20 protein-coding genes are annotated in these 25,550 nt (G+C 69.2%); 16 read left to right on the top strand and 4 right to left on the bottom strand.

From position 1 onward, the window contains the following. The first annotated feature begins 117 nt into the window (after positions 1 to 117). Positions 118 to 2,385 carry a TonB-dependent receptor gene (locus ABIA71_RS03285; protein ID WP_354283103.1) on the top strand — a complete coding sequence of 756 codons (2,268 nt, stop codon included), beginning with the start codon at positions 118 to 120 and terminating at the stop codon, positions 2,383 to 2,385. Positions 2,386 to 2,494: 109 nt separating this feature from the next. Here ABIA71_RS03285 and ABIA71_RS03290 read toward each other — a convergent pair whose 3' ends face one another. After that, positions 2,495 to 3,340, bottom strand: a complete 846-nt coding sequence (locus ABIA71_RS03290; RefSeq protein ID WP_354283105.1) for an acid phosphatase — start codon at positions 3,338 to 3,340, stop codon at positions 2,495 to 2,497. A gap of 257 nt (positions 3,341 to 3,597) precedes the next feature. Between ABIA71_RS03290 and ABIA71_RS03295 the strand changes: the two genes are divergently transcribed. Beyond that, positions 3,598 to 4,479, top strand: a complete 882-nt coding sequence (locus tag ABIA71_RS03295) for a lipase family protein (protein WP_354283107.1) — start codon at positions 3,598 to 3,600, stop codon at positions 4,477 to 4,479. A 10-nt stretch (positions 4,480 to 4,489) separates the two neighbouring features. Further along, positions 4,490 to 5,695, top strand: a complete 1,206-nt coding sequence (locus ABIA71_RS03300; protein WP_354283109.1) for a DUF4785 domain-containing protein — start codon at positions 4,490 to 4,492, stop codon at positions 5,693 to 5,695. Positions 5,696 to 5,837: 142 nt separating this feature from the next. Here ABIA71_RS03300 and ABIA71_RS03305 read toward each other — a convergent pair whose 3' ends face one another. Continuing rightward, positions 5,838 to 6,668 (bottom strand): ABC transporter ATP-binding protein, encoded by an 831-nt coding sequence (locus ABIA71_RS03305; RefSeq protein WP_354283111.1) that lies wholly within the window; start codon positions 6,666 to 6,668, stop codon positions 5,838 to 5,840. Between the two features lie 148 nt (positions 6,669 to 6,816). Here ABIA71_RS03305 and ABIA71_RS03310 point away from each other — a divergent pair, with 148 nt between their 5' ends. From ABIA71_RS03310 to ABIA71_RS03335, 6 genes are all read left to right on the top strand, one after another. Next, complete coding sequence (locus ABIA71_RS03310) at positions 6,817 to 8,019, top strand: DesA family fatty acid desaturase (RefSeq protein WP_038691435.1); 1,203 nt, start codon at positions 6,817 to 6,819, stop codon at positions 8,017 to 8,019. A 72-nt stretch (positions 8,020 to 8,091) separates the two neighbouring features. Next, positions 8,092 to 8,391, top strand: a complete 300-nt coding sequence (locus tag ABIA71_RS03315) for an EF-hand domain-containing protein (protein ID WP_128096477.1) — start codon at positions 8,092 to 8,094, stop codon at positions 8,389 to 8,391. 89 nt (positions 8,392 to 8,480) lie between these two features. After that, entirely contained in the window at positions 8,481 to 9,293 is an 813-nt protein-coding gene (mutM, locus tag ABIA71_RS03320) for a bifunctional DNA-formamidopyrimidine glycosylase/DNA-(apurinic or apyrimidinic site) lyase (protein ID WP_354283114.1), read from the top strand. Between the two features lie 65 nt (positions 9,294 to 9,358). Continuing rightward, a complete protein-coding gene (locus tag ABIA71_RS03325; protein WP_354283116.1) occupies positions 9,359 to 9,922 on the top strand; it encodes an ECF-type sigma factor in 564 nt (187 codons plus the stop codon). Positions 9,923 to 9,988: 66 nt separating this feature from the next. Next, on the top strand, positions 9,989 to 12,820 hold the full coding sequence (locus tag ABIA71_RS03330; protein ID WP_354283118.1) for a protein kinase domain-containing protein: 2,832 nt from the start codon (positions 9,989 to 9,991) through the stop codon (positions 12,818 to 12,820). A gap of 91 nt (positions 12,821 to 12,911) precedes the next feature. After that, the gene (locus tag ABIA71_RS03335) at positions 12,912 to 14,513 is read left to right on the top strand and encodes an OpgD/OpgG family glucan biosynthesis protein (RefSeq protein WP_128096474.1); all 1,602 of its coding nucleotides are present in this window, start codon (positions 12,912 to 12,914) and stop codon (positions 14,511 to 14,513) included. A 166-nt stretch (positions 14,514 to 14,679) separates the two neighbouring features. Here ABIA71_RS03335 and ABIA71_RS03340 read toward each other — a convergent pair whose 3' ends face one another. Further along, positions 14,680 to 15,291, bottom strand: coding sequence for a thymidine kinase (locus ABIA71_RS03340; protein ID WP_354283120.1), 612 nt, complete (start codon positions 15,289 to 15,291; stop codon positions 14,680 to 14,682). 129 nt (positions 15,292 to 15,420) lie between these two features. Between ABIA71_RS03340 and ABIA71_RS03345 the strand changes: the two genes are divergently transcribed. Then, positions 15,421 to 17,397, top strand: coding sequence for a UvrD-helicase domain-containing protein (locus ABIA71_RS03345; protein WP_354283122.1), 1,977 nt, complete (start codon positions 15,421 to 15,423; stop codon positions 17,395 to 17,397). Positions 17,398 to 17,487: 90 nt separating this feature from the next. Further along, positions 17,488 to 18,021, top strand: a complete 534-nt coding sequence (locus ABIA71_RS03350; RefSeq protein WP_128097629.1) for a GNAT family N-acetyltransferase — start codon at positions 17,488 to 17,490, stop codon at positions 18,019 to 18,021. Positions 18,022 to 18,093: 72 nt separating this feature from the next. On the opposite strand, the gene ABIA71_RS03355 is transcribed toward ABIA71_RS03350, so the two are convergent. Continuing rightward, positions 18,094 to 18,762, bottom strand: a complete 669-nt coding sequence (locus ABIA71_RS03355; protein ID WP_354283124.1) for a YceH family protein — start codon at positions 18,760 to 18,762, stop codon at positions 18,094 to 18,096. 111 nt (positions 18,763 to 18,873) lie between these two features. Between ABIA71_RS03355 and ABIA71_RS03360 the strand changes: the two genes are divergently transcribed. The 5 genes from ABIA71_RS03360 to plsB all read left to right on the top strand — a co-directional run bounded on the left by ABIA71_RS03360 (position 18,874) and on the right by plsB (position 25,487). Beyond that, the gene (locus ABIA71_RS03360) at positions 18,874 to 19,797 is read left to right on the top strand and encodes a 5'-nucleotidase, lipoprotein e(P4) family (protein WP_354283126.1); all 924 of its coding nucleotides are present in this window, start codon (positions 18,874 to 18,876) and stop codon (positions 19,795 to 19,797) included. After that, the gene (gene pyrF, locus ABIA71_RS03365) at positions 19,794 to 20,525 is read left to right on the top strand and encodes an orotidine-5'-phosphate decarboxylase (RefSeq protein ID WP_354283128.1); all 732 of its coding nucleotides are present in this window, start codon (positions 19,794 to 19,796) and stop codon (positions 20,523 to 20,525) included. Before ABIA71_RS03360 ends, pyrF begins: the two co-directional genes overlap by 4 nt. A 213-nt stretch (positions 20,526 to 20,738) precedes the next feature. After that, the gene (locus ABIA71_RS03370; protein WP_354283130.1) at positions 20,739 to 21,566 is read left to right on the top strand and encodes a S1 family peptidase; all 828 of its coding nucleotides are present in this window, start codon (positions 20,739 to 20,741) and stop codon (positions 21,564 to 21,566) included. Positions 21,567 to 21,807: 241 nt separating this feature from the next. Continuing rightward, complete coding sequence (locus ABIA71_RS03375; protein WP_354283132.1) at positions 21,808 to 22,785, top strand: hypothetical protein; 978 nt, start codon at positions 21,808 to 21,810, stop codon at positions 22,783 to 22,785. After that, entirely contained in the window at positions 22,785 to 25,487 is a 2,703-nt protein-coding gene (gene plsB / locus ABIA71_RS03380; protein WP_354283134.1) for a glycerol-3-phosphate 1-O-acyltransferase PlsB, read from the top strand. Before ABIA71_RS03375 ends, plsB begins: the two co-directional genes overlap by 1 nt. The last annotated feature ends 63 nt before the right edge of the window (positions 25,488 to 25,550 follow it).

Genomic DNA, 25,550 nt, shown 5'->3' on the forward strand with positions numbered 1-25,550 from the left:
CATCCGGGTGGCCGGATCTTGGTAATGAATGACCGGAATTTGCGACGCTGTTGCTGTACTGCAACAATTGTCTGGTAGCGCCGGTCCACCACCCCTCCCAACACAGCCTAAAACGCCATGTTCCCGAACCGCACTGCCCACGGCCGGTTTCCGTCCGTGCACCCGCTCGTCATCGCCCTTGCCGCCCTGCTGCCATTGACGGCCGCAGCCCAGGACGCCCCCGCCACCAAGGATCCGGTCGCCCTCGACACCCTGCAGGTGACGGCCCAGCGCCGTGTGGAAAACGCCAAGGACGTCCCGGTGTCGATCTCGGCCATCCAGGGCGAGAAGCTCGACGTGCTCGGTTCGGCCGGCGACGACATCCGTTTCCTGTCCGCGCGCGTGCCCAGCCTGAACATCGAATCGTCCTACGGGCGTGCCTTCCCGCGCTTCTACATCCGCGGCCTGGGCAATACCGACTTCGATCTCAATGCTTCGCAGCCGGTGTCGCTGGTCTATGACGACGTGGTGCAGGAAAGCCCGCTGCTGAAGGGCTTCCCGCTGTTCGACCTGGCCGGCGTGGAAGTGCTGCGCGGCCCGCAGGGCACCCTGTTCGGCCGCAACACCCCGGCTGGCGTGGTCAAGTTCGATTCGGCACGCCCGTCGCAGGACGCCGATGGGTACGTCAAGGTGGCCTATGGCAGCTACAACACCTGGAACACGCAGGGCGCCTACGGCGGCCCGCTGACCGACCGCTGGTCGGCACGCGTGTCGGCGCTGTACCAGCGCCGCGATGATTGGGTCACCAACACCCGCGCCAATGCACCGGCGCAGGGCTTTGAAGGCTATGACGAAGCCGCCGCCCGCGTGCAGTTCCTGTACGAAGGCGATGATCTCGAAGCGCTGTTCAACGTGCACAAGCGCAAGCTCAACGGCACCGCGCGCCTGTTCCGCGCCAACATCCTCAAGCCGGGCACCAACCAGCTGGTCGAGAACTTCGACCGCGACGAGGTCTCCACCGATGGCCAGAATTTCTCCGAACTGGAAACCTGGGGCGCCAGCGCGCGCCTGAAGTGGGACCTGGGCCGGGTGACGCTGCACTCCATCACCGGCTATGAAACCGCCGAATCGCTCAACCACGGCGACATCGACGGTGGTTACGGCGCCAGCTTCCTGGGCGCGGGCAACTACGGCCCGGGCAACATCCCGTTCGCCTCCGAGTCGGCCGATGGCCTGCCGCACCACCGCCAGTGGACCCAGGAATTCCGCATCGAATCCAACGAATGGGGCCGCTTCGACTGGCAGGCGGGGCTGTTCTACTTCGATGAAGACGTCACCATCGACAGCTTCAACTACGACTCGCTGACCCCGGGCAATCCGCAGAACGGCCATGCCGTGCAGAGCCAGCGCAACAAGGCCTGGGCGGCGTTCGTGTCCGGCGATTTCGACGTGACCGAGCGCTTCAAGCTGCGCGGTGGCGTGCGTTACACGCAGGACAAGAAGGACTTCAGCGCCAGCGTGCTGCAGGCGGTGCCGTTCGGTACCCCGGTCAGCGGCCCGTACCTGGCCAACACCGACGTCAACGACGTCAGCTGGGACCTGAGCGGCGTCTACCAGATCACCGACAACCTCAACGCCTATGCACGCGTGGCCAAGGGCTTCCGCGCGCCGTCGATCCAGGGCCGCTTGGCCTTCGGTGGCGTCTCCCAGGCGGACTCGGAGAAGGTGATCTCGTATGAGGCCGGCATCAAGGCCGACCTGTTCGACCGCCGTGCGCGCCTGGGCTTCAACGTGTTCCGCTACAACGTGGATGGCCAGCAGCTGATCGCGGTGGGCGGCAGCAACAATACCGCCACCCTGCTCAATGCCGACAAGACCCTGGGCCAGGGCGTGGAACTCGACTTCGAGGCCTACCTCACCGACCACGTGCTGCTCACCCTGGGCAGCAGCTACAACGACACCGAGATCAAGGACCGCGATCTGGCGGTGGCGATCTGCGGTGGCGGCTGCACCATCACCGACCCGACCACGGTCATCGACGGCGCCACCTACGCACTGGTCAACGGCAATTCGCTGCCGCAGGCGCCGAAGTGGATCCACAACCTGACCCTGCGCGCCGGTTTCCCCATCAACGACGCCAGCGAGCTGTATGTCTACACCGACTGGGCCTACCGCAGCCCGGTCAACTTCTTCCTGTACGAGTCGCCGGAATTCCGCAGCCGCTCGTCGCTGGAAGGCGGCCTGCGCCTGGGCTACAACTGGGATTACGGCCAGTACGACGTGGCCGTGTACGGCCGCAACCTGACCGACCAGGTGCGCGTGGTGGGGGCGATCGACTTCAACAACCTCACCGGCTTCCTCAATGAGCCGCGCACGTTCGGCCTGGAGTTCACCGCGAAGTTCTGAGGGTAGGTACCCACCGTTGGTGGGTACGCACGGCAAATAAAAACGGCGCGGAGAAATCCGCGCCGTTTTCTGTTGTGCCGGTGGAGCCGACCGTTGGTCGGCTGCCCAACTACAACGCGCTTTCTGGCCGCACCTTCAACACCGCTTCCTCGGCCGCGCAGTCGCGGCTGGAATGCAGCCCGGCCTTGCGCGCGGCAACGATCTCCTTGCGTGCAGCCAGCAGGTCCTTGGTGAACGCGGCATTGTCATGCAGGCGTGCCACCGCCGCCGCACCCATGAAGCGGCCTTCCAGGATGTCGCTCTGCCAGTGCACGTTGCACACCAGGCGGCTCTCGCCGTAGTTGCGGCCCCGCAGCTGGATCGCATCGGCACGGTCGGGCGCGATCTCCGACAGGATCAAGGCCCACGCCCAGCCGATGGAGGTGTGGCCGGACGGGTACGACCCGTTGCCGCGCAGGCCTTCTTCATCGTCGGGCGTGCAGGTGGGTTCGCCGTTGACCATGAACGGGCGCGCGCGCTGGTAGTGCTTCTTGGCGGTGCGGGTGGCCGCACTGGCATCGATCCGGCTGCGCTCCAGCAGGCGGTACAGCGCGGGCGTCTTCACCGCGTCCACGTCCATGTCGATGGCGCAGGAGAACTGGTTGGCACCGGCCGGGAAGCCGAGCTCGGCATCGGTGTGGGCCTGGGCAAAGCGCGGGCTGCCACGCAGCGCACGCGCCTCACGGCTGACCTGTTCGTCCAGCGCGAAGCCTGCCGACCCGGCGGCCGGCGGCGCCGGCACCAGCGCCAGGCTGGCGGGCACCGCGTCGGCCTGCAGGTAGCCGACCGCCTTGGTCGTCACCGAGGCTTCCACCGCCGTGGTGCGCGGTGCGCCGGTGGTCGTACAGCCGGCCAGGGCCACCAGCACGGCAGCGGTCAGCAGGGGGCGCAGGACGGGGGCGGCAGACGACGACATCGGCAGGTCTCGCAAAGGGGAGGCCGCATGATCGCAGCTTCACCCGGCCTCGACAGTGGCCGTTGGTCATGCGGCCAGATCCGGCATGCCCGGCAGATGGATGATGGAAACCCGCTACTGGTTCACGGAATTCGGCCGGCCCGCGACATAGCTTCGGCGCAGGCGCCATCACTGGTCATATCTCTATGGATAGATGCACTGCATGGCAACGCGGTAGCGCCGGTCATCAGGGGGATCACCTGCAAGGGAGCAAACGGATGCGAAGCAACGCGGGATGGACGGGCGGTGGACTCGCCCTGGGCTTGATGCTGGCGTGCGGCACCACGCACGCGGCCGATGTGGTGGGCGTGGCGTTCGTGCACGGCACCGGCAAGCAGACCGATGCGCGTACGGATTACTGGCAGCCGGGCATCATCGACACCGTGCGCCAGGGGCTGCCCAACAACAGCAACTACACGGTCATCAACTGCGATTTCGAACAATACATGTGGAAGCCCGAGGCGGCCGGCTGCCTCGCCGGGCAGCTGACCACCTTCATCAACAGCAAGGGCATCACCAAGCTGGTGGTGATCACCCATTCCAACGGCGGCAACGTGGTGCGCTGGATCCTGTCCAACCCCACCTACGACAGCCGCTACCCGAAGATCATCCAGACCATCAGCAAGGTCACCGCACTGGCGCCATCGTCGGCCGGTACGCCGCTGGCCGATGCCGCGCTCAACGGCAACACGTTTGAAACGTCGGTGGGTTGGCTGCTGGGTTACAAGAGCGATGCCGTGCGCCAGCAGCAGGTGGGCCACATGGCCACCTACAACGCGCAGAACCTGTACGGCACCGCCGGGCGCCCGGCCCTGCCCAGGCCGTTCCGCGCGATGGTCGGGTCGGACGTGGAGTCGGCCGTGTGGGACAGCAACAGCTACTGCGGGGGCTACGCACAGAACGTGGGCCTGGAGTTCACCCAGAACTGGTTGAACAGCTGCTCGGACGGGTTCCTGGAGTGCAGCAGCCAGAAGGCCGCCGGCACCCTGTGGTTCACCGACAAGGCGCGCACCCAGGGCGCCGAGCCGCTGAGCCACAACCAGAGCCGCCGCGAGTGCTTCGGCCTGGGCACGATCCTGCGCAACGACCTGACCCTGTGAGGAGCACGCCATGACTTCAAGACTGACGATCGCGGTCGCCGTGGCCGCTGCCCTGGTGGCACTGCCGTTGCACGCCGCACAGCCGTTGCTGGCTCGCAGCAGCGACCAGCTGGCGCCGCGCGTGGAGAGCGCGCCGCTGCAAGCCGATGGCATCGAGCGGGCCCCGGTGAGCTTTGCCTGGGCACTGGATCCCAGCGCTACGTTGTCCGCGCCGGCGCCCTTCGTGGCCACCAGCCGCAGCTACTGGGAACTGGTGGACGCGGCCTCCCTGCAACGCGGCCTGGACCTGCCGTTGACCGCACCGGACGCGGTGATCCAGGTCAGCCCGGCACCCGGCGCCCGCGCGCTGTCCCCACAGCAGTGGCAGGTGCGCGACCCAGCCGGCACGCTGGCGGTGGACAAGGTCGTGGATGACCAGCAGCTGCGTGCGGCCGGCATGTCGGTGGGGCAGGGCAGCGCGATGGTGCGCACCGGGCGCAGCGCCGCGGTGGGTACCTATCGCCTGCAGAGCACCCAGGCGCAGGGCCGTTACGTGGTGCAGGTGCTTGAACCGAACAGCACGGTGGCGCTGAAGTTGCAGGCCAGCCGACAGCAGGTACTGGCCGGGGGCAGCGTGGAGCTGAGCGCGCGCCTGGTGGATGACCGCGGCACGGCCACGCTGGGCGGTGCAACCACGGGCGGGCGTACCCTGGCGGCCGGTGGCGAGGCGTTGCTGGTGGCCCCGGACGGGCGCAGCTGGCCGGTGCCGCTGGTGGCTGGCAAGGACGGTCTGCGCGCGCGCGTGACGATCCCGCACGACCTCGGCCCGGTGCAGGGGCTGTGGGAACTGCAGGCCTTCGTCAGCGCCAACGGCGTACAGCGCGATGGCAAGGTCGCCTTCGCGGTGGCCCAGCCCACTGCCCGCTTCACCGGCCAGGCCGAGGTGGACCTCGCCCGCCGCACGGTGATGTTGCCGCTGCAGGTGGGCGCGCCCGGTCGCTACGAGGCGCGCGGCACGCTGTACGCCACCGGCCCGGACGGCCAGCTGCGGCCGGTGGCGCAGGCGCACAGCGCGGCGTGGTTCGACCATGCCGGCGATGGCGCCATCGCGCTGCCCTTCGCCAGCGTGGCGCTGCCGCGCGGGTATGCGGCGCCATTCGAACTGCGCGACCTGCAATTGCAGGACCAGGGCCGGATGGCCCCGATCGAGTCACGCGCGGTGGCGTTGAAGTTCTAGGCGCCGCGGGCGACGGGGGCGACACCCTCCGTCGCCCGCCGGTAGAGCCACCCCACGGGTGGCTGCCTTTCATCGGGCGCACCTGCCTGCAACCGTGCATGCTGTCGTCAAGGTAGAGCCACCCCATGGGTGGCTGCGTCACCTATCCGGCAAACGCGCTCAGCCGACCCTCATGCTCCACCACCTGGATCGGGCCACCGAACACCTCCGACAGCGGGCCGTCGCGCAGCAGGTCGTCGCGGCGTCCATCGGCGACGATCCGGCCGCCGCGCAGCAGCACCACCCGCGCGATCTCCGGGATGACCTCCTCGATGTGATGGGTCACCAGCACCAGGGTGATGCCCTCGGCGGCCAGCCGGCGCATGGTGGCGATCAGGTGCTCGCGTGCGATCAGGTCCAGCCCGGTGGACGGCTCGTCCAGCAGCAGCGCCTGCGGACGGTTGACCAGCGCCCGGGCGATCAGCACGCGCCGGGTTTCACCGGCCGACAGCTCGGCATAGCCCCGCGGCAGCAGCGGCAGCGCGCCGGTCAGGGCCAGGGTTTCACGCACGCGCTGGCGCATGTCATCGGTGACTTCGCGGAAGGCTGGAACCACGAAGCTGGCGAAGAAGCCCGACAGCACCGCTTCCTCCACGGTCAGCCCGGGCATGTCGGCCAGGTTGCTGCTCAGATCGCCGGTGACGATGCCCAGCTGCGAGCGCAGCCGGTCCACCTGCCAGCGGTTCTGCCCCAGCACCCGTACCGCCACGCTGCCGTCGGCATGCGCCAGCGGGTACAGCTCGCGGGTGATCAGCTTGATGAAGGACGACTTGCCGCAGCCGTTGGGGCCCAGCAGCGCGGTGTGCTGGCCCTGGGCGATGCGCAGGCTGAGATCGTGCAGAACCCGGACCTGGCCGCGGATCACACAGGCGCGGTCCAGCTCGATCAGGGGGATGTTGGCGGCCAGGGGCGCCGGGGAGGCTGCGACTGTCATGAATGCGGGGCATGCTAACGAAGGAGGAAAACAACTGAATGACTGCGCAAAAATCGCACCAGACGGATGAAGTTTGCAACTGCAGGCCCCATCATGTCCGAAGGTGTACCTGTTCCCTTGCTGGCCGCCCGCGGCCTGGAGTCCTGCGATGCTCGATACGCTCCTCAACTTCCTGACCGGCGGTGTCGTCGGCCTCGGCTGGTGGGGCATGGCGCTGGTGCTGCTGGTGTTCACCCAGCTGACCATCTTCGCCGTCACCCTGTACCTGCATCGCAGCCAGGCGCACCGTGGCGTGGATTTCCACCCGGTCATCGCGCACTTCTTCCGCTTCTGGACCTGGCTCACCACCTCCATGATCACCAAGGAGTGGGTGGCCATCCACCGCAAGCACCACGCCAAGGTGGAAACCGACGAAGACCCGCACAGCCCGGTCACCAAGGGCATCGGCATGGTGTTCTGGCGGGGCGTGGAGCTGTACCGCGAAGCCCGCGCGATGCGTGCGGACATCGAGCAGTACGGGCGTGGCGCGCCGGACGACTGGATCGAGCGCAAGCTCTATACCCCGCATGCCAACCTCGGCCCGGTCGCGCTGCTGGCCATCAACAGCCTGCTGTTCGGCCTGCCGGGCGTTGCCCTGTGGGCGATCCAGATGGCGTGGATCCCGTTCTGGGCGGCCGGCGTGGTCAACGGCCTGGGCCACTGGTGGGGCTATCGCAACTTTGAATCGGCCGACACCTCCACCAACCTGACCCCCTGGGCGTTCTGGATCGGCGGTGAAGAGCTGCACAACAACCACCACGCCTTCCCCAGCTCGGCCCGCTTCTCGATGCGCCGCTGGGAATTCGACATCGGCTGGGCCGCCATCCGGGGCCTGCAGGCCCTGCGCCTGGCCAAGGTGCTGCGCGTGGCGCCGTCCATGGACGTGCGCCCGAACATCGCCGTGCCGGATGCGGAAACCCTCAAGGCGCTGCTGTCGCACCGCTTCCAGGCCATGACCGACTACCAGCGCAACGTGTTCGTGCCGGCCCTGCGCGAAGAGGCGGCCATGGCCGGTGCCAAGCTGCGCAAGCTGCTGCCGCGCCGCATGCGTCGCGGGCTGGTCAACGATGGCCGCTGGCTCAAGCCGGACTGCCGCGCCCAGCTCAGCACCTGGGTGGAACAGCGCCCGCGCATCCGCGTGCTGGTCGAACACCGCGCGCGTCTGGCAGCCCTGCTGGAAGCGCGGGGCAACGACGCCGCCGAGCGCCTGAAGCTGCTGCAGGCGTGGTGCCACGAGGCCGAAGCCAGCGGCATCGCTGCGCTGCAGGCCTACGCCGCCCGCCTGAAGGGCTACGCGCTGACGGCGCACTGACCGGTGCGCCCCGGCGTGAACAACCGTGAAAAACGCCGCCTTGTGCGGCGTTTTTCCTGCGTGGCCCTGCTGATGGCCGCGGGCATGGCGCAGGCGCAGGTGGCCGACACCGGCAGCTACCTGCAGCGCATGGATACCGACGGCGATGGCCGGGTCAGCGTCGAGGAATACGTGCAGTGGATGCTGTATGCCTTCGAGCGCATGGACCGCAACGGCGACGGCGTGCTCAGCGCCGATGAACTGCCCGGCGGCAAGGGCGCCCCGATCACCCGCGAACAGCAGCGGCAGACCCTGGTGCAGCGCTTCCACAAGCAGGACGCCAATGGCGATGGCTACCTGAGCGCGAAGGAACTGGCCGCGCCGCCGCGGTGAGCCTGACGTTCGGACATGCCGCGGGGAGACGGACAGGTAGCGGGGCAGAGCCCCGCTCTACCACCGTGGGACGCCGGTAGAATTGCACCATGCCTGAACTGCCCGAAGTAGAAACCACCCGCCGCGGCCTGGCCCCGCACCTGGAAGGTCGCCGCGTGCATGGCGTGATCCTGCGCCGGCCCGACCTGCGCTGGCCGATTCCCGAGGAGATCAGCGCGCTGCTGCCCGGGCAGGCCATCGACGGCGTGCGCCGCCGCGCGAAGTACCTGCTGCTGGATACCGCCATCGGCAGCGCGGTGCTGCACCTGGGCATGTCCGGCAGCCTGCGCGTGCTACCCGGTGATACCCCCGTGCGCGCGCACGACCACGTGGACATCAGCCTGGACAACGGCCGGCTGCTGCGCTTCAACGACCCGCGCCGGTTCGGCAGCCTGCTGTGGCAGCCGGCCGGGGAAACCCATGCGCTGCTGGCCGGGCTGGGCCCGGAGCCACTCGACGATGCCTTCGATGGCGACTACCTGTTCCAGCGCAGCCGGGGCCGCAGCGCGTCGGTGAAGACCTTCCTGATGGACCAGGGCATCGTGGTCGGCGTGGGCAACATCTATGCCGCCGAAAGCCTGTTCATGGCCGGCATCAACCCGCTGCGCGAGGCCGGGAAGATCTCGCGCGGGCGCTACCAGCGGCTGGCCACGGCGGTGAAGCAGATCCTGGGGCACGCCATCACCCGCGGCGGCACCACCCTGCGTGATTTCATCAACCCCGACGGCGCCCCGGGCTATTTCGAGCAGGAACTGCTGGTCTACGGCCGTGAAGGCCAGCCCTGCCGGCAGTGCGGGCGGCCGCTGCGGCACGCCACCATCGGCCAGCGCGCCAGCGTCTGGTGCGGCCACTGCCAGCGCTGAACCCTCGCACGCCCGTCGCCCTGGCGGCGGTATAGTCCGCCCAACGTCACCGGCGGGGGTGTGCGATGGACGAGGCACCGGATATCACCGTATGGCTGGACTCAGCCCGCGCGGGCGACCGCGCCGCCCTGGACCGGGTGCTGACCCTGCTCTACCAGGAGCTGCACAGCATGGCCCGGCGCCAGTTGGCCGGCCAGCAGGGGCGCACGCTCGATGCCACCTCACTGGTCCACGAGTCCTACCTGAAATTGCTCGGCGCACGCGGTGCGGCCCGTTTCGAAGACCGCGCGCATTTCTTCGCCTATGCCGCCTCGGCCATGCGCAGCGTGGTCGTGGATTACGCGCGCAACCGGCTGGCCCGCAAGCGTGGCGGCGACCTCAAGCGGGTCGACCTGCCCGAGAACAGCAGCAGCGGCGTGCGCCTGGATGAAGACCTGCTGGCGCTGGATGTAGCGCTGGCCCGGCTGCAGGCCGTGGACAGCCACCTGGCCAAGGTGGTGGAGCTGCGCTATTTCGCCGGGCTGTCCGAACAGGAGATCGCCGACCTGTGCCAGCGCTCGGAACGCAGCATCCGCCGCGACTGGCAGAAGGCGCGCATGTTCCTGCTGGCCTCGGTGCGCGACGACTGACACGGCGGGCAATGACGGTCCCGCGTGGCGGCGCGGGCGGTGGTACATCGTTCGGGGAGCAGATCGATGGAAGCGTCGCGCTGGCGGCAGGTGTCTTCGCTGCTGGACCAACTGCTGGAATTGGCCGACGGGCCGCGTGCGCAGCGGCTGGCGCAGCTGCGCCTGGCCGATCCGACGCTGGCCGACGACCTGGAGCGCCTGCTGGAACACGAGCGCGCCAGCCACGAGTTCATGGCCCAGCCGTTGTGGACCGCCGCCCCGTCGGACAGCCGTGCCGGCACCCTGATCGGCCCCTACCGGCTGCTGCGCGCGCTGGGCGAGGGCGGCATGGGCGAGGTCTGGCTGGCCGAACGTGCCGATGGCCTGTACCAGCGCCAGGTGGCGCTCAAGCTGCTGCGCAGCGGCTATGCCGACCCCGGCCTGCGCCAGCGCTTCAGCCGTGAGCGCGAGATCCTGGCGCGGCTGCAGCATCCCAACCTGGCCGAACTGCTCGATGCCGGCGTGGACCTGCAGGGCCAGCCCTACCTGGCGCTGGCGTACGTGGAAGGCCAGCCGATCACCGACTACTGCCAGCAGTTGCAGCTACCGCTGGAACGCCGCCTGCAGCTGATGTTGCAGGTGTGCGCGGTGGTCACCCACGCGCACGCCAACCTGATCGTGCACCGCGACCTGAAGCCCTCCAACATCCTGGTCACCGCCCATGGCGAGGTGAAGCTGCTCGACTTCGGCATCGCCAAGCTGCTCGACGACCGGGAGGCGCGCGACAACGCGCCGCACCCGGCCACCGAGGCGCGCGCGTTCACCCTCCACTACGCCGCCCCCGAACAGGTGCGGGGCGAACCGGTCACCACGCTCACCGATGTGTACTCGCTGGGCGTGGTGCTGTTTGAAGTGATCACCGGGCGCAAGCCCTACCGGTTGCGCCGGCACAGCGACGCCGAATGGGAACGCGCGATCCTGGAGGTGACCGCGCCGCGCGCCTCGGCGGTGGTGCTGCGCGGCAGTGCCGGGAGCCCGGCCACGCTGGCCGACCGGCGGCTGGCCCGGCGCCTGCGCGGCGACCTGGACACGATCCTGCTCAAGGCCCTGCAGAAGGAACCGGCACAGCGCTACGCCTCGGCCGAAGCGCTGGCGCAGGACCTGCGCCGCTTCCTGGAAGGCCGCCCCATCCACGCGCGGCCGCAGCGCACGCTGTACCGCCTGCGCAAGTACATCGGCCGCCACCGCTGGGGCGTGGCGGTGGGCTCGCTGGGGGCCGTGGCGCTGGCCGGCCTGGCCGTGGTGGCGTTGTGGCAGATGCAGCAGGCACGCCGCGAAATCGCCCGTGCCCAGGCCATGCAGGAATTCACCGTGGGCCTGTTCGACCGCGCCGCCAGCGTGCGCCATGGCAGCTTCGACGTGCGCCAGCTGCTGGCCACCGGGCAGCAGCGCGGCGAGGCCGAACTGGCCGATCAACCGTTGTCGCTGGCCGATCTGCAGGGGGTGATCGGACGCCTGCGGATCGGCATGGGGGACTATCAGCTTGCGCTGCAGACGCTGGACCGCCAGCGCGCCCTGCTGGAACAGGCAGGCAACGTGCCGCCACCGTTGCAGCTGGAAGCGGTGACCCAGCGCGGACGCGCGCTGCGCATGCTGGGTCGCTCGCGCGAGTGCGTGGCACACATGACCCCGATGCAGTCGCTGGCCGCGCAACAGCGCAGCGCGCTGCCCGGCCTGGTGGCCGAGTACCACGCTCAGCTCGGCCGCTGCCAGCAGCTGTTGGGCTTCCGCGATGAAGCGCGCGCGGCCTTCGCGCTGGCGCTGGCGCTGCGCCGCGACGTGCTGCACGACACCGCCGGCACCGCCGAGAGCCTGTCCGACCTGGCTGCGCTGGACAGTGACGACGGCCGCCCGCAGGCGGCCCTGGCCGGTTACCAGCAGGCGCTGCAGCTGCTGCAGATGCGCGCCGGTGAGCGCCAACCGCAGCTGATCGTCCTGCGCCGCCACCTCGGCGAAACCCTCGCCGCGCAGGGCGACCTGGATACCGCCGAGCAGACCCTGCACATCGCCTGGGCCGATGCGGTCAGCCTGTACGGCCCCGACCATCCGGAGACTCTGTCGATCCGGCGCCTGCGCGGCGTGCTGGCCCTGCAGCGCGGTGACCTGCGCCAGGCGGACGCGACCCTGCAGCAGGTCCACCGCCTGACCCGGCTGGCGCTGGGCGAGCAGCACCGCGACACCGGCCTGAGCTGGCACGCGCTGGGCCTGCTGGCCTTGGAGCGCGGCGACAGTAGTGACGCGGTGGTCGATTTCGAACGTGCCGTGGCGATCTGGCGGCAACCGGACTGCGTGGGAGTGTTGCCGCAGGGCCTGTACGACTACGGCACCGCCCTGGCGCAGGCCGGGCGCTGGCAGGCCGCGTTGGCCGCCCTGCATGAAGGCCGCCAATGGCAGGCCGCGCAACGCGGCGACCAGGATCCGTCGGTGCAGCTGGCCGACCTCCGGATGGCCGAGATCACCAGTGCCTACGGCGACCCCCGCCAGGCCGGCGACCAACTGGCGCAGTTGATGCTGCGCCACCGGCAGGGCGGCGCCGAGGCGATGGCCGGGCACCAGGCCCTGCAGCTGGCCTGGGGTCGCAACCTGGCCCGCATGGGACAGGACGTGGAGGCCGAGCGCGCGCTGTTGGCGGTGGCCGACAGCCGGGCGCCGGACCCCGCCAGCACCGCCGTGCGCTGGCAGGCGCGCACCAGCCTGGCCGCGCTGCACTGCGCGCAGGCGCCGCTGCGCAGCCGCGAGGCGCTGCTGCGGCTGCAGGCCGAGGCGCGGTTGCAGTGGCCGCAGGGCGGCGCCGCGCTGCGCGACATCGACCAGGCGCTGCAGACCTGCGCCACCGCCACGCTGGCCACCACCCGCTGACCGGCTGGCTGAACGCCCCGCACGCGCCACCTCGGCGAATTAACGTTCGCCTGCCTATGATGGCCGGCCCTTTCCTGCCAGTGCTGCCTGCATGCAACGTCGCGACTTCATCCGCAATGCCTCCCTGGCCTTGGCCGCGATCGGCTTCCCGGCGCTGCCGGCCTGCGCCGCGCAGGGCAGCCAGGTGGGCCTGCGCCGGCTCGGCCAGCCGCAGCCGTTCGATTTCGCCACCCTCAAGGGCCAGGCGCGCGCGCTGTCGCAGGCCGCCTACCAGACCCACAAGCGCACGTTGCCCGGGCCGCTGGAAGCGCTGGACTGGGACCAGTACCAGTCCATCAGCTACCGCCAGGACCATGCGCTGTGGGCCGACAAGCCCGGCAAGTACCAGGCCAAGTTCTTCCACCTGGGCCTGTATTTCCATTCCCCGGTGCGCATGTACGACGTGGTGGATGGCAAGGCGCAGGAACTGGCCTACGACCCGGCCGCGTTCGATTACGGCAAGAGCGGGTTGAAGGGCAGCCACCTGCCGGCCGACCTGGGCTTTGCCGGCTTCCGGCTCAATACCCGCCAGGACACCAACCGCGATTTCGCCGCGTTCCTGGGCGCCAGCTACTTCCGCGCCGTGGGCAAGGAAGGCCAGTACGGCCAGTCGGCGCGTGGCCTGGCCATCGACACCGGCATGGGCAAGCCCGAGGAGTTCCCGGACTTCATCGCCTACTACCTGGAACAGCCGGCCGCCGATTCCAACACCCTGGTGGTGTATGCGCTGCTGGATTCGCCCAGCGTGGCCGGCGCATACCGGTTTGCTATCACCAACGGCGACACCCTGCTGATGGACATCGACTGCGCCCTGTACCCGCGCAAGGCCATCGAACGGCTGGGCATCGCCCCGTGCACCAGCATGTACCAGGTGGGCGAAAACGACCGCCGCATGGCCTGGGACTGGCGCCCGGAAATCCACGACACCGATGGCCTGTCGATGTGGACCGGCAGCGGCGAGTGGATCTGGCGCCCGCTGTGCAACCCGCACAACCTGCGCTTCAACATGTTCGTGGACAACAACCCGCGCGGCTTCGGCCTGCTGCAGCGTGACCGCAACTTCGACCATTACCAGGACGACGGGGTGTTCTACGAGAAGCGCCCGTGCCTGTGGGTGGAACCGAAGGGGCAGTGGGGCAAGGGCTCGGTGCAGCTGGTCGAGATCCCCACCGTGGATGAAACCTTCGACAACATCGTGGCGTTCTGGAACCCGGAGGCCAAGCCACAGCCGGGCCAGGAACTGCTGCTGGGCTACCGCCTGTACTGGGGCGCGCAGCCGCCGGCCCGCACGCCGCTGGCGCATTGCGTGGACAGCCGCACCGGGTTGGGCGGGGTGATCGGCAAGAAGCGGGCGTATTTCTCGTGGCGCTTCGCGGTGGATTTCGAAGGCGGCGAGCTGGCCGCGCTGATCGACAAGGGCGAGGTGGAAGCGGTGGTCCAGGCCAGCCGCGGCCGCGTGGAGATCGTCTCGGCGCGCCCGCTGCGCGAGATCAAGGGCTACCGCGCCATGTTCGACCTGGTCCCGCCGGACGATTCCACCGACCAGATCGACATCCGCCTGTACCTGCGCAGTGGCGGCAAGACGCTGACCGAAACCTGGCTGTACCAGTACAGCCCGCCGCCGAAGGGCGCGCCGGAGCGCACGCTGTACTGAGGGGCTGGCAGCCGCCTACCCGCATTACCCGGGCTGACGTCCTACGGGCGGGACAAGCCCCCTTGTTGTTCAAGGGGGCGCGCCGACAGGCGCGGGGATAAGGATGATGGTGAGGCGGGGCCCCGGTTTGCGTCGCACATCGTGGGGTGAACACGCGAATGCGGGTTCAAACCGCCTGGGCAGGCTCGATTTTCCCTTCGCCCCGCGTGATCTTCTTGAACTCGGCCCGGCTCACCGACACGTAGCGCTCGTTGCCGCCGATTTCCACCTGCGGGCCGTCCTGCACCGCGTGGCCGTGCTCGTCCACGCGCACGGTCATGGTGGCCTTCTTGCCGCTGTGGCAGATCGTCTTGATCTCCTGCATCTCGTCGGCCCAGGCCAGCAGGTACTGGCTGCCTTCAAACAGCTCGCCGCGGAAATCGGTGCGCAGCCCGTAGCAGAGCACCGGAATGCGCAGCTGGTCCACCACCTCGCTGAGCTGCCAGACCTGGCTGCGGCTCAGGAACTGCGCCTCGTCCACCAGCACACAGCCGAGCGTGCCGTGGGCCTCCAGATCCTGCGCAATCAGCCGCTGCAGGTCGGTATCGCGGTCGAAGGCCACGCCGTCGGCCTTCAGGCCGATCCGCGAGGCGACCACGCCGCGCCCGGCGCGGTCGTCCAGGCGAGGGGTCAGGATGGCCACGCGCATGCCCCGTTCCCGGTAGTTGTGCGCCGACTGCAGCAGCGTGGTGGTCTTGCCGGCGTTCATCGCCGAATAATAGAAATAGAGCTTGGCCATCGGCCAATTCTAGACGCCCGGCCGGCCCGCGTCGCCGCCCGCCGGGCCAGGCGACGCTGTTGTCCGCCGTCGCCTGGCCCTCCGACCCGGCCGGGCGGCCCGGTACAATGCACCTCCCCCGGAGATGGCATGCACGGTCTCAATCCCCCCCAAAGCGCCGCAGTGCTGCACTGCGAAGGTCCTCTACTGGTGCTCGCGGGCGCCGGCAGCGGCAAGACGCGCGTGATCGTGGAGAAGATCGCCCAGCTGATCGCGACCAAGCGCTACCCCGCGCGGCGCATCGCGGCGATCACCTTCACCAACAAGTCGGCCAAGGAAATGCGCGAGCGCGTGGCCAAGCGCCTGCACGGCGGGGATGCCGAGGACGTCACCATCTGCACCTTCCACGCGCTGGGGCTGAAATTCCTGCAGATCGAACACGCGGCGGTGGGGCTCAAGCGCGGCTTCTCGATCTTCGATGCGGACGATGCCACCTCGCAGGTCAAGGACCTGATGTACGGCGCCAAGCCCGACGACATCGAGGACGTGAAGAACCTGATCTCGCGCGCCAAGAACGCCGGCCTCTCGCCCGAACAGGCGATGGCGGCGGCACGCAGCACCCGCGAGAAGGAAGCAGCCAGCGTCTATGAGCGCTACCAGCTGCGCCTGACCGCGTTCAACGCGGTCGACTTCGACGACCTGATCCGGCTGCCGGTGCAGGTGCTGGAAGAAAACCCCGAGATTGCCGTGGCCTGGCGCGAGCGCATCGGCTACCTGCTGGTGGACGAATGCCAGGACACCAACGATGCGCAGTACCGGCTGCTCAAGCAGCTGGCCGGCAGCAAGGGCAACTTCACCTGCGTGGGCGACGATGACCAGTCGATCTACGCCTGGCGCGGCGCCAACCCGGAAAACCTGCAGCAGATGGCGCGCGACTACCCGGCGCTGGAAATCATCAAGCTGGAGCAGAACTACCGCTGCTCCAACCGCGTGCTGCGCGCGGCCAATGCGCTGATCGCCAACAACCCGCACGAACACCTGAAGAAGCTGTGGAGCGACCAGGCCGACGGCGAGCGCATCCGCGTGTGGGAGTGCCGAAACAGCGAGCATGAAGCGGAAAAAGTGGCCGCCGAGATCTCCTTCCTGGCGACCTCGAAGAAAATTCCGTGGAGCGATTTCTGCATCCTGTTCCGCGGCAATTTCCAGTCGCGGCCGCTGGAAAAAGCGCTGCAGCTGGTGCGCGCGCCGTACCACATCACCGGCGGTACCGCGTTCCTGGAGCGCCAGGAGGTCAAGGACACGCTGTCGTGGCTGCGCCTGCTGGTGAACCCCGACGACGATACGGCGTTCATGCGTGCGGTGCAGTCGCCCAAGCGCGAAGTGGGCGCCGGGACGCTGGCCAAGCTGGCTGAACTTGCCTCGGAGAAAGAGCTGCCGATGGCGCACGCGGCCGAGGCCATTGGCGCGTTGTCGCAGCTGCCACCGCGCGCGGCCAACGGCCTGAGCCGCTTCACCGACATCCTGCGCGACCTGCGTGCGGAGATGCCCAAGCTCAGCTCCGGCGACCTGGTGCGCAAGCTGGTGAAGGAATCCGGGCTGGTGTCCGAACTGCGCAGCGCGTGCAAGGAAGAATCGGTCTACCAGCGCCGCCTGGGCAACCTGGAAGAGCTGGCGCAGTGGTTCGAAGGCGGCCCGCGCGGGGCCTCCACTGCCGACCTGGCCGCGCAGCTGGCGCTGTTGTCGCGCAACGACAAGGACGACGGCGGCAACCAGGTGCGGATGATGACCATGCACGCCTCCAAGGGCCTGGAATTCCCGTACGTGTTCATCATCGGCTGCGAGGACGGCGTGCTGCCGCACCAGGTCAGCCTGGACGAAGGCAACCTGCAGGAAGAGCGGCGCCTGCTGTACGTGGGCATCACCCGCGCCAAGGTGCAGCTGTGGATGAGCTACAGCAAGCTCACCCGCAAGTTCGGCGAGCACGTGCGGCTCAAGCCCAGCCGGTTCTTCGATGAGATCCCGGCCGAGGAAATGCAGCGCGACGGCGCCGATCCGGTCGCCGACGCCGCGCGCAAGAAAGAACGCGCCAACGCCGGCCTGGCCGCGATCCAGGCACTGTTCGACTGACCCACCCCGGTAGAGCCGACCGTTGGTCGGCTCTACCGCGTTCGGGACGCGCATTGCACAATCGGCGTATCGCCTTCCACCGGTACCCGCATGTCCGCCGTGATCCAGACCGACCGCCTGCACCTGCGCCTGATCGACCCCGATCACGATGCCGCCGACATGCTGGCCCTGCTCAACGAGCCGGGCTTCATCCGCAACATCGCCGACCGTGGCGTGCGCACCCTGGCGCAGGCGCGCGACTACACCGCCGAGCGCGTGCTGGGCAGTTACACCCTCAATGGCTTTGGCATGTACGCGATCATCCGCCGCAGCGACGGGGCGTGGCTGGGCAACGCCGGGCTGGTGCGCCGCGATGGATTGCCGGCGCCGGACATCGGCTACGCGTTGCTGGCCCAGTACGAGGGCAACGGGTACGCGTTCGAGGCCGCGCGCGGGGTGATGCACTACGCGCGCGACGTGCTGGGGTACACCGACCTGTACGGCATCGTCTCGCCGGACAACCTGCGTTCGGCCGCGCTGCTGCGCAAGCTGGGCATGGAAGACCGCGGCGACCTGCTGCTGCCCCCACCGCATGGTGGGGACGTAGTGCTGCTGTTCGCCACCCCGGGCGCCCCGGCGCCCTGACACCGGCGACCGGGCGCAGCGCTCGATCCACGCACACGCCGCCGGTAGAGCCGACCGTTGGTCGGCTGCCCGTCAGCCCCCCAACTGCGCGCGCAACGTCGCCAACTGTTCCTGCAATTCGGCCACGGTGGCCTCCAGCTGCTGCACGCGCGCTTCCAGCGCCGGGCTGCCGCCACCACCGCCACCGCTCGACGAAGACCCCTTGTAGCTCTCCGCCAACGCCTGCACGTCCACCGGGCCGCCCAGCAGGTGCATGTAGCGGTCCTCGCGCTGGCCACTGGCGCGCGGCAGCTGCACCGCCAGCCCGCGCTGGATCATGCGCTCGATGTGGTGGCGCACTTCCTCGGCGTCCTGGAACTGGAACAGGCGCTCGCTGCGGGTCAGCAGCTCGTTCACCGTCTGCGGGCCGCGCAGCAGCAACAGGCCCACGATGGCCAGCTGTTGCCGGGTCAGGTCCAGCGCGCTGCCGGCGCGGTGCTCGTAGCGTTCGGCCCGCGAGGAGAACTGCTGGCGGGCCAGGCCCATGCTTTCCAGCTGGCGCAGCGCGTGGTGCACATCGCCGGCCGACAGCGCCATCACCGGCTCGCGCGCGGTCTTCTGGTTGGCGGCCACCTGGGCGGCGTTGACGGTCAGCGGGTAGGCGTCCGGGGTGGTCGCCTCCTTCTCGATCAGGCAGCCCAGCGCGCGGGCCTGGGCCGCGCTCAGCACGGGCAGGGCGGGGGTCTGGGTGTCGTCGGTCATGGCGCGCTCCGGGGTGTTTCAGGGGCGTGCAGCATAGCCGAGCCCTGCCTGCCGCATGAATGCCGCCGGACAAGCCGGTAAACTGGCGCGAATCTGTTGCCGGTGAATGCCATGCGTCGTAGTGCTGTTTCCCTGTCCGTGCTTGCCTGTGCCGTGCTGGCACTGAGTGCCTGCAAGCGCACCGAAACCCCGGCCGATGCCGCCCCGCCGGCCGCCGCTGCCGCCGCGAGCGCCCCGGCCGCCACCGGCGATGCCGCCGTGGCCGCCAACGACAATCTCAACGCGGTGCTGTGGATGCAGCGCGCGCAGGAATACCGGGCCATCACCGAGCAGACCTACCGCGCCGCTGCCGACCACCTGGACAAGGCGCTGAAGGAACCCAACTGGGACGCCCTGGTGTCCGAGGAACGCGGCAACGCCGCCAAGGGCCTGAAGCCGGCCGTGGTGCTGGACGTGGATGAAACCGTGCTGGACAACTCGCCCTACCAGGCGCGCCTGGTGCGCGACGGCAAGGAATACGACGAGATGACCTGGGACCAGTGGGTGGCCGAAAAGAAGGCCAAGGCGATTCCCGGCGTGGTCGATTTCGCCAAGGCCGCCAATGCCAAGGGCGTGACCCTGCTGTACATCTCCAACCGCGCCGTGCACCTCAAGGAGGCCACCTTGGCCAACCTGCGCGCCGAAGGCCTGCCGGTGGCCGACGACAGCGTGTTCCTGGGCCTGGGCACCGTGGTGGAAGGCTGCGAGCAGGCCGGCAGCGAGAAGAACTGCCGCCGTCGCCTGGCTGGCCAGAAGTACCGCGTGCTGATGCAGTTCGGCGACCAGCTGGGCGACTTCGTGGAAGTTACCGCCAACACCAACGACGGTCGCGACGCACTGCTGCAGCAGTACCACGACTGGTTCGGCGAGCGCTGGTGGATGCTGCCCAACCCGACCTACGGCGGCTTCGAGCCGGCGCAGTTCAACAACGATTACAGCCAATCGCGCCAGGCCCGCCACGACGCCAAGCGCGCCGCGCTGGACTACGCGCCGTGAGCCGCGCCCCGCTGCCGCTGCGCGACGACGAGCGCCTGATCTTCGCGCTCGATGTGCCGGGCCGCGACGAAGCACTGGCGTGGGTGGACCGGCTGGGCGACAGCGTGTCGTTCTACAAGATCGGCATGGAACTGCTCGCCTCCGGCGACTACTTCGAGGTGCTCGATGCGCTGGCCGCGCGCGACAAGCGCGTGTTCGTCGACCTGAAGTTCTTCGACATTCCGGCCACCGCCGCCGCGGTGATCAAACGCCTGTCGCAGTGGCCGGTGAGCTACGCCACCATCCACGGCTGGCACCCGGCCATGATGGAAGCCTGTGCGGCCGCCAATGGCAGCGACATGCGCCTGCTCGCGGTCACCGTGCTCACCTCGATGGGTCATGAAGACCTGCGCGGCATGGGCATCGACCGCGAACCGGTGGACGTGGTGGTCGAGCGCGCGCTGGCCGCCCAGGCCGCCGGCATCGACGGCGTAATCGCCTCCGGCCAGGAAGCCGGGCCGATCCGCGCCGCCACCGGGGCCGGCTTCTCCATCGTGTGCCCGGGCATCCGCCCCGGCGGCCCGGTGGGCGACGACCAGAAGCGCACCGTGGGCGTGGCCCAGGCGTTCGCCGACGGCGCCGATGCCATCGTGGTGGGCCGTCCGATCCGCCTGGCCGGCGACCCGCGTGCCGCCGCCGAGGCGATCCAGCGCGAAATCGCCTCAGCCTGGCGCGCCCGCAGCGCCTGAGCCCACAGGACTGCCTGACCCGCCGTCGCGACCCCGCACGGCGGGTGGGCTACCGCCGGCCTTCCCGGACGCCGCGCCCCCGCATCAGGAAACACCGCAACGCCGGTGAACTGAGCCGGGCACACCAGTTCCGCGTCCCCTCCCTGCGATGGAATCGATCCTGCCGGTGCACCTACGCCCGGCCCGTTCCCATCCCTGCAATGGAGGTGCCGCATGCATGCTTTCCCCCGACTGGCCCTGGCCGCCGGTTTCCTTGGCCTGTCCCTCGCCGCACACGCGGCACCCGCGCTGCCCGGTGGCGCGCCCGCGCGGCCGCTGATCATCGGCGGCGAGGACGCACTGCCCGGGCAGTACCCGTTCATGGTCAGCCTGCAGCGGCTGGACTACGGCGACTCCGACCACACCCGGCACTGGTGCGGCGGCACGCTGATCTCCCCGTCCTGGGTGCTCACCGCCGCCCATTGCGTCGAGCGTGCCCAGCCCGCCGGGTATGCGGTGCTGGGCGGCGCCACGACGCTGGATGCCACGGCCCGCGAACGGCCGTCCAACATCCGCGCCATCCATGTGCATCCGGCGTTCAACAGCCGCACCCTGGTCAACGATGTTGCCCTGATCCAGCTGCGCGAACCCCTGGCCGGTGTTACCCCGGCGCAGATGCTGGAGGGCAGTGATGCCGGGTACCTGCGGGCCGGGCGCCGGTTCGATGTGATCGGCTGGGGCGATACCGGGCTGGAGGGCGACGCCGCCTCCCCCACCGTGCTGCAGACCGTCAAAACGCCGTTCGTGCCGTTCCGCACCTGCCAGCAGGCCTATTCCGGGCTGCAGGCGGGCACGGTCATCTGCGCCGGGGAAGAGGGCATCGACAGCTGCCAGGGCGACTCCGGCGGGCCGTTGCTGGTACAGCGGCGCGGGGCCTGGACGGTGCTGGGCGTGGTCAGCTGGGGGCAGGGCTGCGCCCAGGCCGGCTACCCGGGCGTTTACGCGCGTCTGGCCGATGGTTACATCAAGGACTTCATCGCCGCGACCTGGCGGGGCGACTGACACCGGCGGGACATACGCGGCGCGGTACTGTGGCCGATGTACCGAGGCAGCGGGAGGGCGGCGCAGGCGCGTCGCCCTCCCGTGTGTTGCGGCACGAAGGCCTCCTGATCGCCACCGATGGCCACGGATCGGACCCCGTTCGGTTCCATTTCAGGGCGTTGGCCCGGTCCGGCCGGCGGGTGGGTTGCCGCCTCAGGGGCGTAGGCCGCAAGATGCGATCCGGTCCGGGGAGTCCGAATTCATGTCCATGTCGTCCAAGTCGTGGCAGTACCGGGGGCAGGCCATGGCCCTGGTCCTGTGTGGGGCGCTGTTGGTGGGTGCCTGCAAGCGGGACCGGATCGATCCGGATGCGCCGGCCGCCGAACCGGTGGCCGCGTTGCAGCAGCTGGCCCGGCATGTGGCCGACAACGACCTGCTCGGCTACGCCCGCGCCTCGGTACCACCGGCGCAGTACGCGCGCCTGCAGGCGGCCTGGGCCCAGGGACACAGCCGCTGGCCGCTCACCGAGCTGCCGCTGGACGGCCAGCTGTTGCCGATGCTGGCCTCGCTGTCGCGGCCGGACGCACCGCAGCGCCTGCAGCGCTCGTTCGACACCCAGATTGCCGGCCAGGCCACCGGCGTGCGCCAGGCGGCGCACTCGATGGGCCTGTTCGGCGTGCAGTACCTGCGCAACCAGAGCGACTACACCGACGCGCAGCGCGCCCACTACAGTCAGGTGGTGGATGCCCTGAGCAAATGGGCGGCGGCGGCGCCGTTGACCGACAAGCAGCGCGCCCGCACCACCATCACCCTGCTCACCGCCACCGCGCGCACCGCCGGCCTGTCCACCGATGCGCAGCTGCAGGCGGCCGGCATGGAGGAATCGCTGCGCCGCCTGGCGCCGTTCTTCAAGGCGTTCAAGACCGCGTTGGCCAGCTACGGCCTGGCGCTGGACGCGGCCTTGACCGGTCTGCGCGGCGAGCTGGTGTCCGAACTGGGCAACGACGCGGTGGTGCGGGTGCAGTACCCGCTGGCAGGCGAACAGATCGAGGCGCAGGTGCGCATGACCCGCCGTGAGGGCCACTGGTACGTGGCCCGCACGCTGGAACAGGCCGATGCGCTGCTGCAGGCCGCCGACGCCGCGCAGGCCGCGCAAGCTGAACATGACGCCGCCGAGGCGGCCAAAGCAGAGGCCGCCGCGCAGGTCAAGGACGGTGCTTCTGCACCGGCTAAGCCATAATGAAGCCGATGCCGAACCAGAATCCCCTGCCTTTCCCCGGCGAAGAGCCGCCCAAGACGCCGGACGCTTCGTCCGCGTCGCCCGACAGCGTGGCCGCCACCGGCGCCCCGGCCGATCCCGGCCAGGCGACGGCTGCCTCCTCTGCCAAGGTCGACCCGGCCAGCGTGGTACCGGCCGCGATCGTGCCCGGCACCCGCGCCCCGGTTGGCCGCCGCCCGTGGTGGGCGCGCCTGCTGGGCCGCCTGGTCGAGCCGTGGCTGTCGCTGAAGATCGAACCTGAGCACCCTGGCCAGTACAACGACGGCCGCCCGGTGGTCTACGTACTGGAAGACTACGGCCTGTCCAACGCGCTGATCCTGGACAAGGCCTGCCGCGAGGCCGGGCTGCCGTCGCCGCTGGTGCCCATCGCCGGCGACCCCACCGGGCGCAAGCGCGCCTACGTGGCGCTGTCGCGGCGGAGCAGCAGCAACTCGCTGATTCCCGAGCAGCGCGGCGCCAAGACCCATTCCGATTCCCTGGCCAAGGTGCTGCAGGCCCATCGCGCGCGCGATGAGCTGGACGTGCACCTGGTGCCGGTGTCCATCTTCGTCGGCCGTGCCCCGGACAAGCAGAGTGGCTGGTTCGCGGTGCTGTTCTCGGAAAACTGGGCGCTGGTGGGCCGCTTCCGCCGCCTGCTGGCGGTGCTGCTCAATGGCCGCAGCACCATCGTGCGGTTCGCCCCGCCGATCTCGCTGCGCAGCACGATCGACGAGGGGCTGGACCCCGAGCGCACCGTGCGCAAGCTGCAGCGCGTGCTGCGCACCCATTTCCGCCGCATCCGCGAGTCGGTGATCGGGCCGGACCTGTCCACCCGCCGCCTGCTGGTGGACAAGGTGCTGGACGCGGACACCGTGCGCGAGGCCATCGCCTCGCAGGCCAAGCGTGACAACTCCAAGCCGGCCGATGCCTGGAAGAAGGCGCATGCCTACGCCTGGGAAATCGCCGCGGACTATTCCAGCCCGGTGGTGCGCTCGGCCAGCTTCATGCTCAGCCATGTCTGGAACCGCATCTACGCCGGCGTGCTGGTCCATCACCTGGACAAGTTCAAGGCCGCCGCGCCCGGGCACGAAGTGGTCTACGTGCCCAGCCACCGCAGCCACATGGACTACCTGCTGCTGTCCTACCTGCTGTACGACCGCGGCATCGTGCCGCCGCACATCGTGGCCGGCATCAACCTGAACCTGCCGGTGGTCGGCACGCTGCTGCGCAAAGGCGGCGCGTTCTTCATCCGCCGCTCGATCCGTGGCAACGCGCTGTACTCGGCGGTGCTCAGCGAATACGTGGCCCAGCTGGTGGCCGGTGGCTATTCGATCGAGTACTTCGTCGAAGGTGGTCGCTCGCGCACCGGGCGCCTGCTGCAGCCCAAGGGCGGCATGATCTCGATGACGCTGCGCGCGTTCCTGCGCCAGCCGCGCAAGCCGGTGCTGTTCCAGCCGGTCTACATCGGCTATGAAAAGCTGATGGAAGGCGGCAGCTATCTGGACGAACTGTCCGGGCGGCCGAAGGAGAAGGAATCGATCTGGCAGCTGCTGTGGTCCATTCCCAAGGTGCTCAAGCAGAACTACGGGCAGGTGGTGGTCAATTTCGGCGAGCCGATCGCGCTCAACGACGTGCTGGCCCAGCAGGCCCCGGACTGGAACGGGCAGCCGGTCAGCGAAGACGAGAAACCGTCGTGGCTGTCGGGCACCGTCGACCACCTGGCCGAACGCATCCAGGTGCACATCAACGGTGCCGCCGACGTCAACCCGATCAACCTGCTGGCGCTGGCGCTGCTGTCCACGCCCAAGCATGCGATGGGCGAGGCCGACCTGATCGCGCAGATCGAGCTGTGCAAGACCCTGCTGGTCGAAATGCCGTATTCGGACCGGGTGACGGTGACCCCTCACTCGCCGGAGCGGATCATCGCCCACGCCGAGGAAATCAACGTCCTCACCCGCATCAAGCACCCGCTGGGCGACGTGCTCAGCGTCAGCGGCGACACCGCGGTGCTGCTCAGCTACTTCCGCAACAACGTCATCCACCTGTTCACCGCGTCGTCGTGGGTGGCGTGCTGCTTCCAGAACAACCGCCGCATGAGCCGCACCGGCCTGGTCCAGCTGGGCCGCACGGTGTACCCGTTCCTGCAGGCCGAGCTGTTCCTGCCGTGGACCGAGGAAGAATTCGCCCAGCGCATCGAGCAGACCATCAACGTGTTCGTGCGCGAAGGGCTGCTGCAGAACGTCAACGACGACGACGGCGGCATCCTGGCGCGCAACACCGGGCAGACCGACGAGGTGTTCCGCCTGCGTGCCATCGGCCACTCGTTGCAGCAGGCATTCGAGCGTTATTACATCGCCATCTCGGTGCTGGTGAAGAACGGCCCGGGCACGCTGGGTGCGGCCGAGCTGGAAAGCCTGTGCCAGCAGGCGGCCCAGCGCCTGAGCCTGCTCTATGCGCCGGCCGCGCCGGAGTTCTTCGACCGCACCCTGTTCCGCGGCTTCATCCAGAAGCTGCGCGAACTGCGCCTGGTGTGGCCGGATGAGAACAGCAAGCTGCTGTTCGATGATCGTCTGGACGCATGGGCCAAGGACGCCAAGTTCATCCTGGGCCGCGAGCTGCGCCACACCATCGAACGGGTCAGCCCGGAAGCGGCCAAGCCGGAAGAGCCGGTCAGCACGGATTGACGGAAGCGGATGCGCCGAGGCGCATCCGGACAGATCCGAACGTATCCGGATCTTGTGGCGTTC

The sequence above is a fragment of the Stenotrophomonas sp. 2619 genome (genome assembly GCF_040548725.1).
Lineage (GTDB): Bacteria > Pseudomonadota > Gammaproteobacteria > Xanthomonadales > Xanthomonadaceae > Stenotrophomonas > Stenotrophomonas maltophilia_AP.

Excerpts from the sequence above, each read along its gene's own strand:
- ABIA71_RS03325 (WP_354283116.1), top strand. The coding sequence starts at position 9,359 with ATGGACGAGGCACCGGATATCACCGTATGGCTGGACTCAGCCCGCGCG.
- ABIA71_RS03305 (WP_354283111.1), bottom strand. The coding sequence starts at position 6,668 with ATGACAGTCGCAGCCTCCCCGGCGCCCCTGGCCGCCAACATCCCCCTG.
- ABIA71_RS03295 (WP_354283107.1), top strand. The coding sequence starts at position 3,598 with ATGCGAAGCAACGCGGGATGGACGGGCGGTGGACTCGCCCTGGGCTTG.
- ABIA71_RS03340 (WP_354283120.1), bottom strand. The coding sequence starts at position 15,291 with ATGGCCAAGCTCTATTTCTATTATTCGGCGATGAACGCCGGCAAGACC.
- ABIA71_RS03315 (WP_128096477.1), top strand. The coding sequence starts at position 8,092 with ATGGCCGCGGGCATGGCGCAGGCGCAGGTGGCCGACACCGGCAGCTAC.
- plsB (WP_354283134.1), top strand. The coding sequence starts at position 22,785 with ATGAAGCCGATGCCGAACCAGAATCCCCTGCCTTTCCCCGGCGAAGAG.
- ABIA71_RS03290 (WP_354283105.1), bottom strand. The coding sequence starts at position 3,340 with ATGTCGTCGTCTGCCGCCCCCGTCCTGCGCCCCCTGCTGACCGCTGCC.
- ABIA71_RS03335 (WP_128096474.1), top strand. The coding sequence starts at position 12,912 with ATGCAACGTCGCGACTTCATCCGCAATGCCTCCCTGGCCTTGGCCGCG.
- ABIA71_RS03345 (WP_354283122.1), top strand. The coding sequence starts at position 15,421 with ATGCACGGTCTCAATCCCCCCCAAAGCGCCGCAGTGCTGCACTGCGAA.
- ABIA71_RS03375 (WP_354283132.1), top strand. The coding sequence starts at position 21,808 with ATGTCCATGTCGTCCAAGTCGTGGCAGTACCGGGGGCAGGCCATGGCC.
- ABIA71_RS03310 (WP_038691435.1), top strand. The coding sequence starts at position 6,817 with ATGCTCGATACGCTCCTCAACTTCCTGACCGGCGGTGTCGTCGGCCTC.
- ABIA71_RS03350 (WP_128097629.1), top strand. The coding sequence starts at position 17,488 with ATGTCCGCCGTGATCCAGACCGACCGCCTGCACCTGCGCCTGATCGAC.
- ABIA71_RS03355 (WP_354283124.1), bottom strand. The coding sequence starts at position 18,762 with ATGACCGACGACACCCAGACCCCCGCCCTGCCCGTGCTGAGCGCGGCC.
- ABIA71_RS03285 (WP_354283103.1), top strand. The coding sequence starts at position 118 with ATGTTCCCGAACCGCACTGCCCACGGCCGGTTTCCGTCCGTGCACCCG.
- ABIA71_RS03370 (WP_354283130.1), top strand. The coding sequence starts at position 20,739 with ATGCATGCTTTCCCCCGACTGGCCCTGGCCGCCGGTTTCCTTGGCCTG.
- ABIA71_RS03330 (WP_354283118.1), top strand. The coding sequence starts at position 9,989 with ATGGAAGCGTCGCGCTGGCGGCAGGTGTCTTCGCTGCTGGACCAACTG.
- mutM (WP_354283114.1), top strand. The coding sequence starts at position 8,481 with ATGCCTGAACTGCCCGAAGTAGAAACCACCCGCCGCGGCCTGGCCCCG.
- ABIA71_RS03360 (WP_354283126.1), top strand. The coding sequence starts at position 18,874 with ATGCGTCGTAGTGCTGTTTCCCTGTCCGTGCTTGCCTGTGCCGTGCTG.
- ABIA71_RS03300 (WP_354283109.1), top strand. The coding sequence starts at position 4,490 with ATGACTTCAAGACTGACGATCGCGGTCGCCGTGGCCGCTGCCCTGGTG.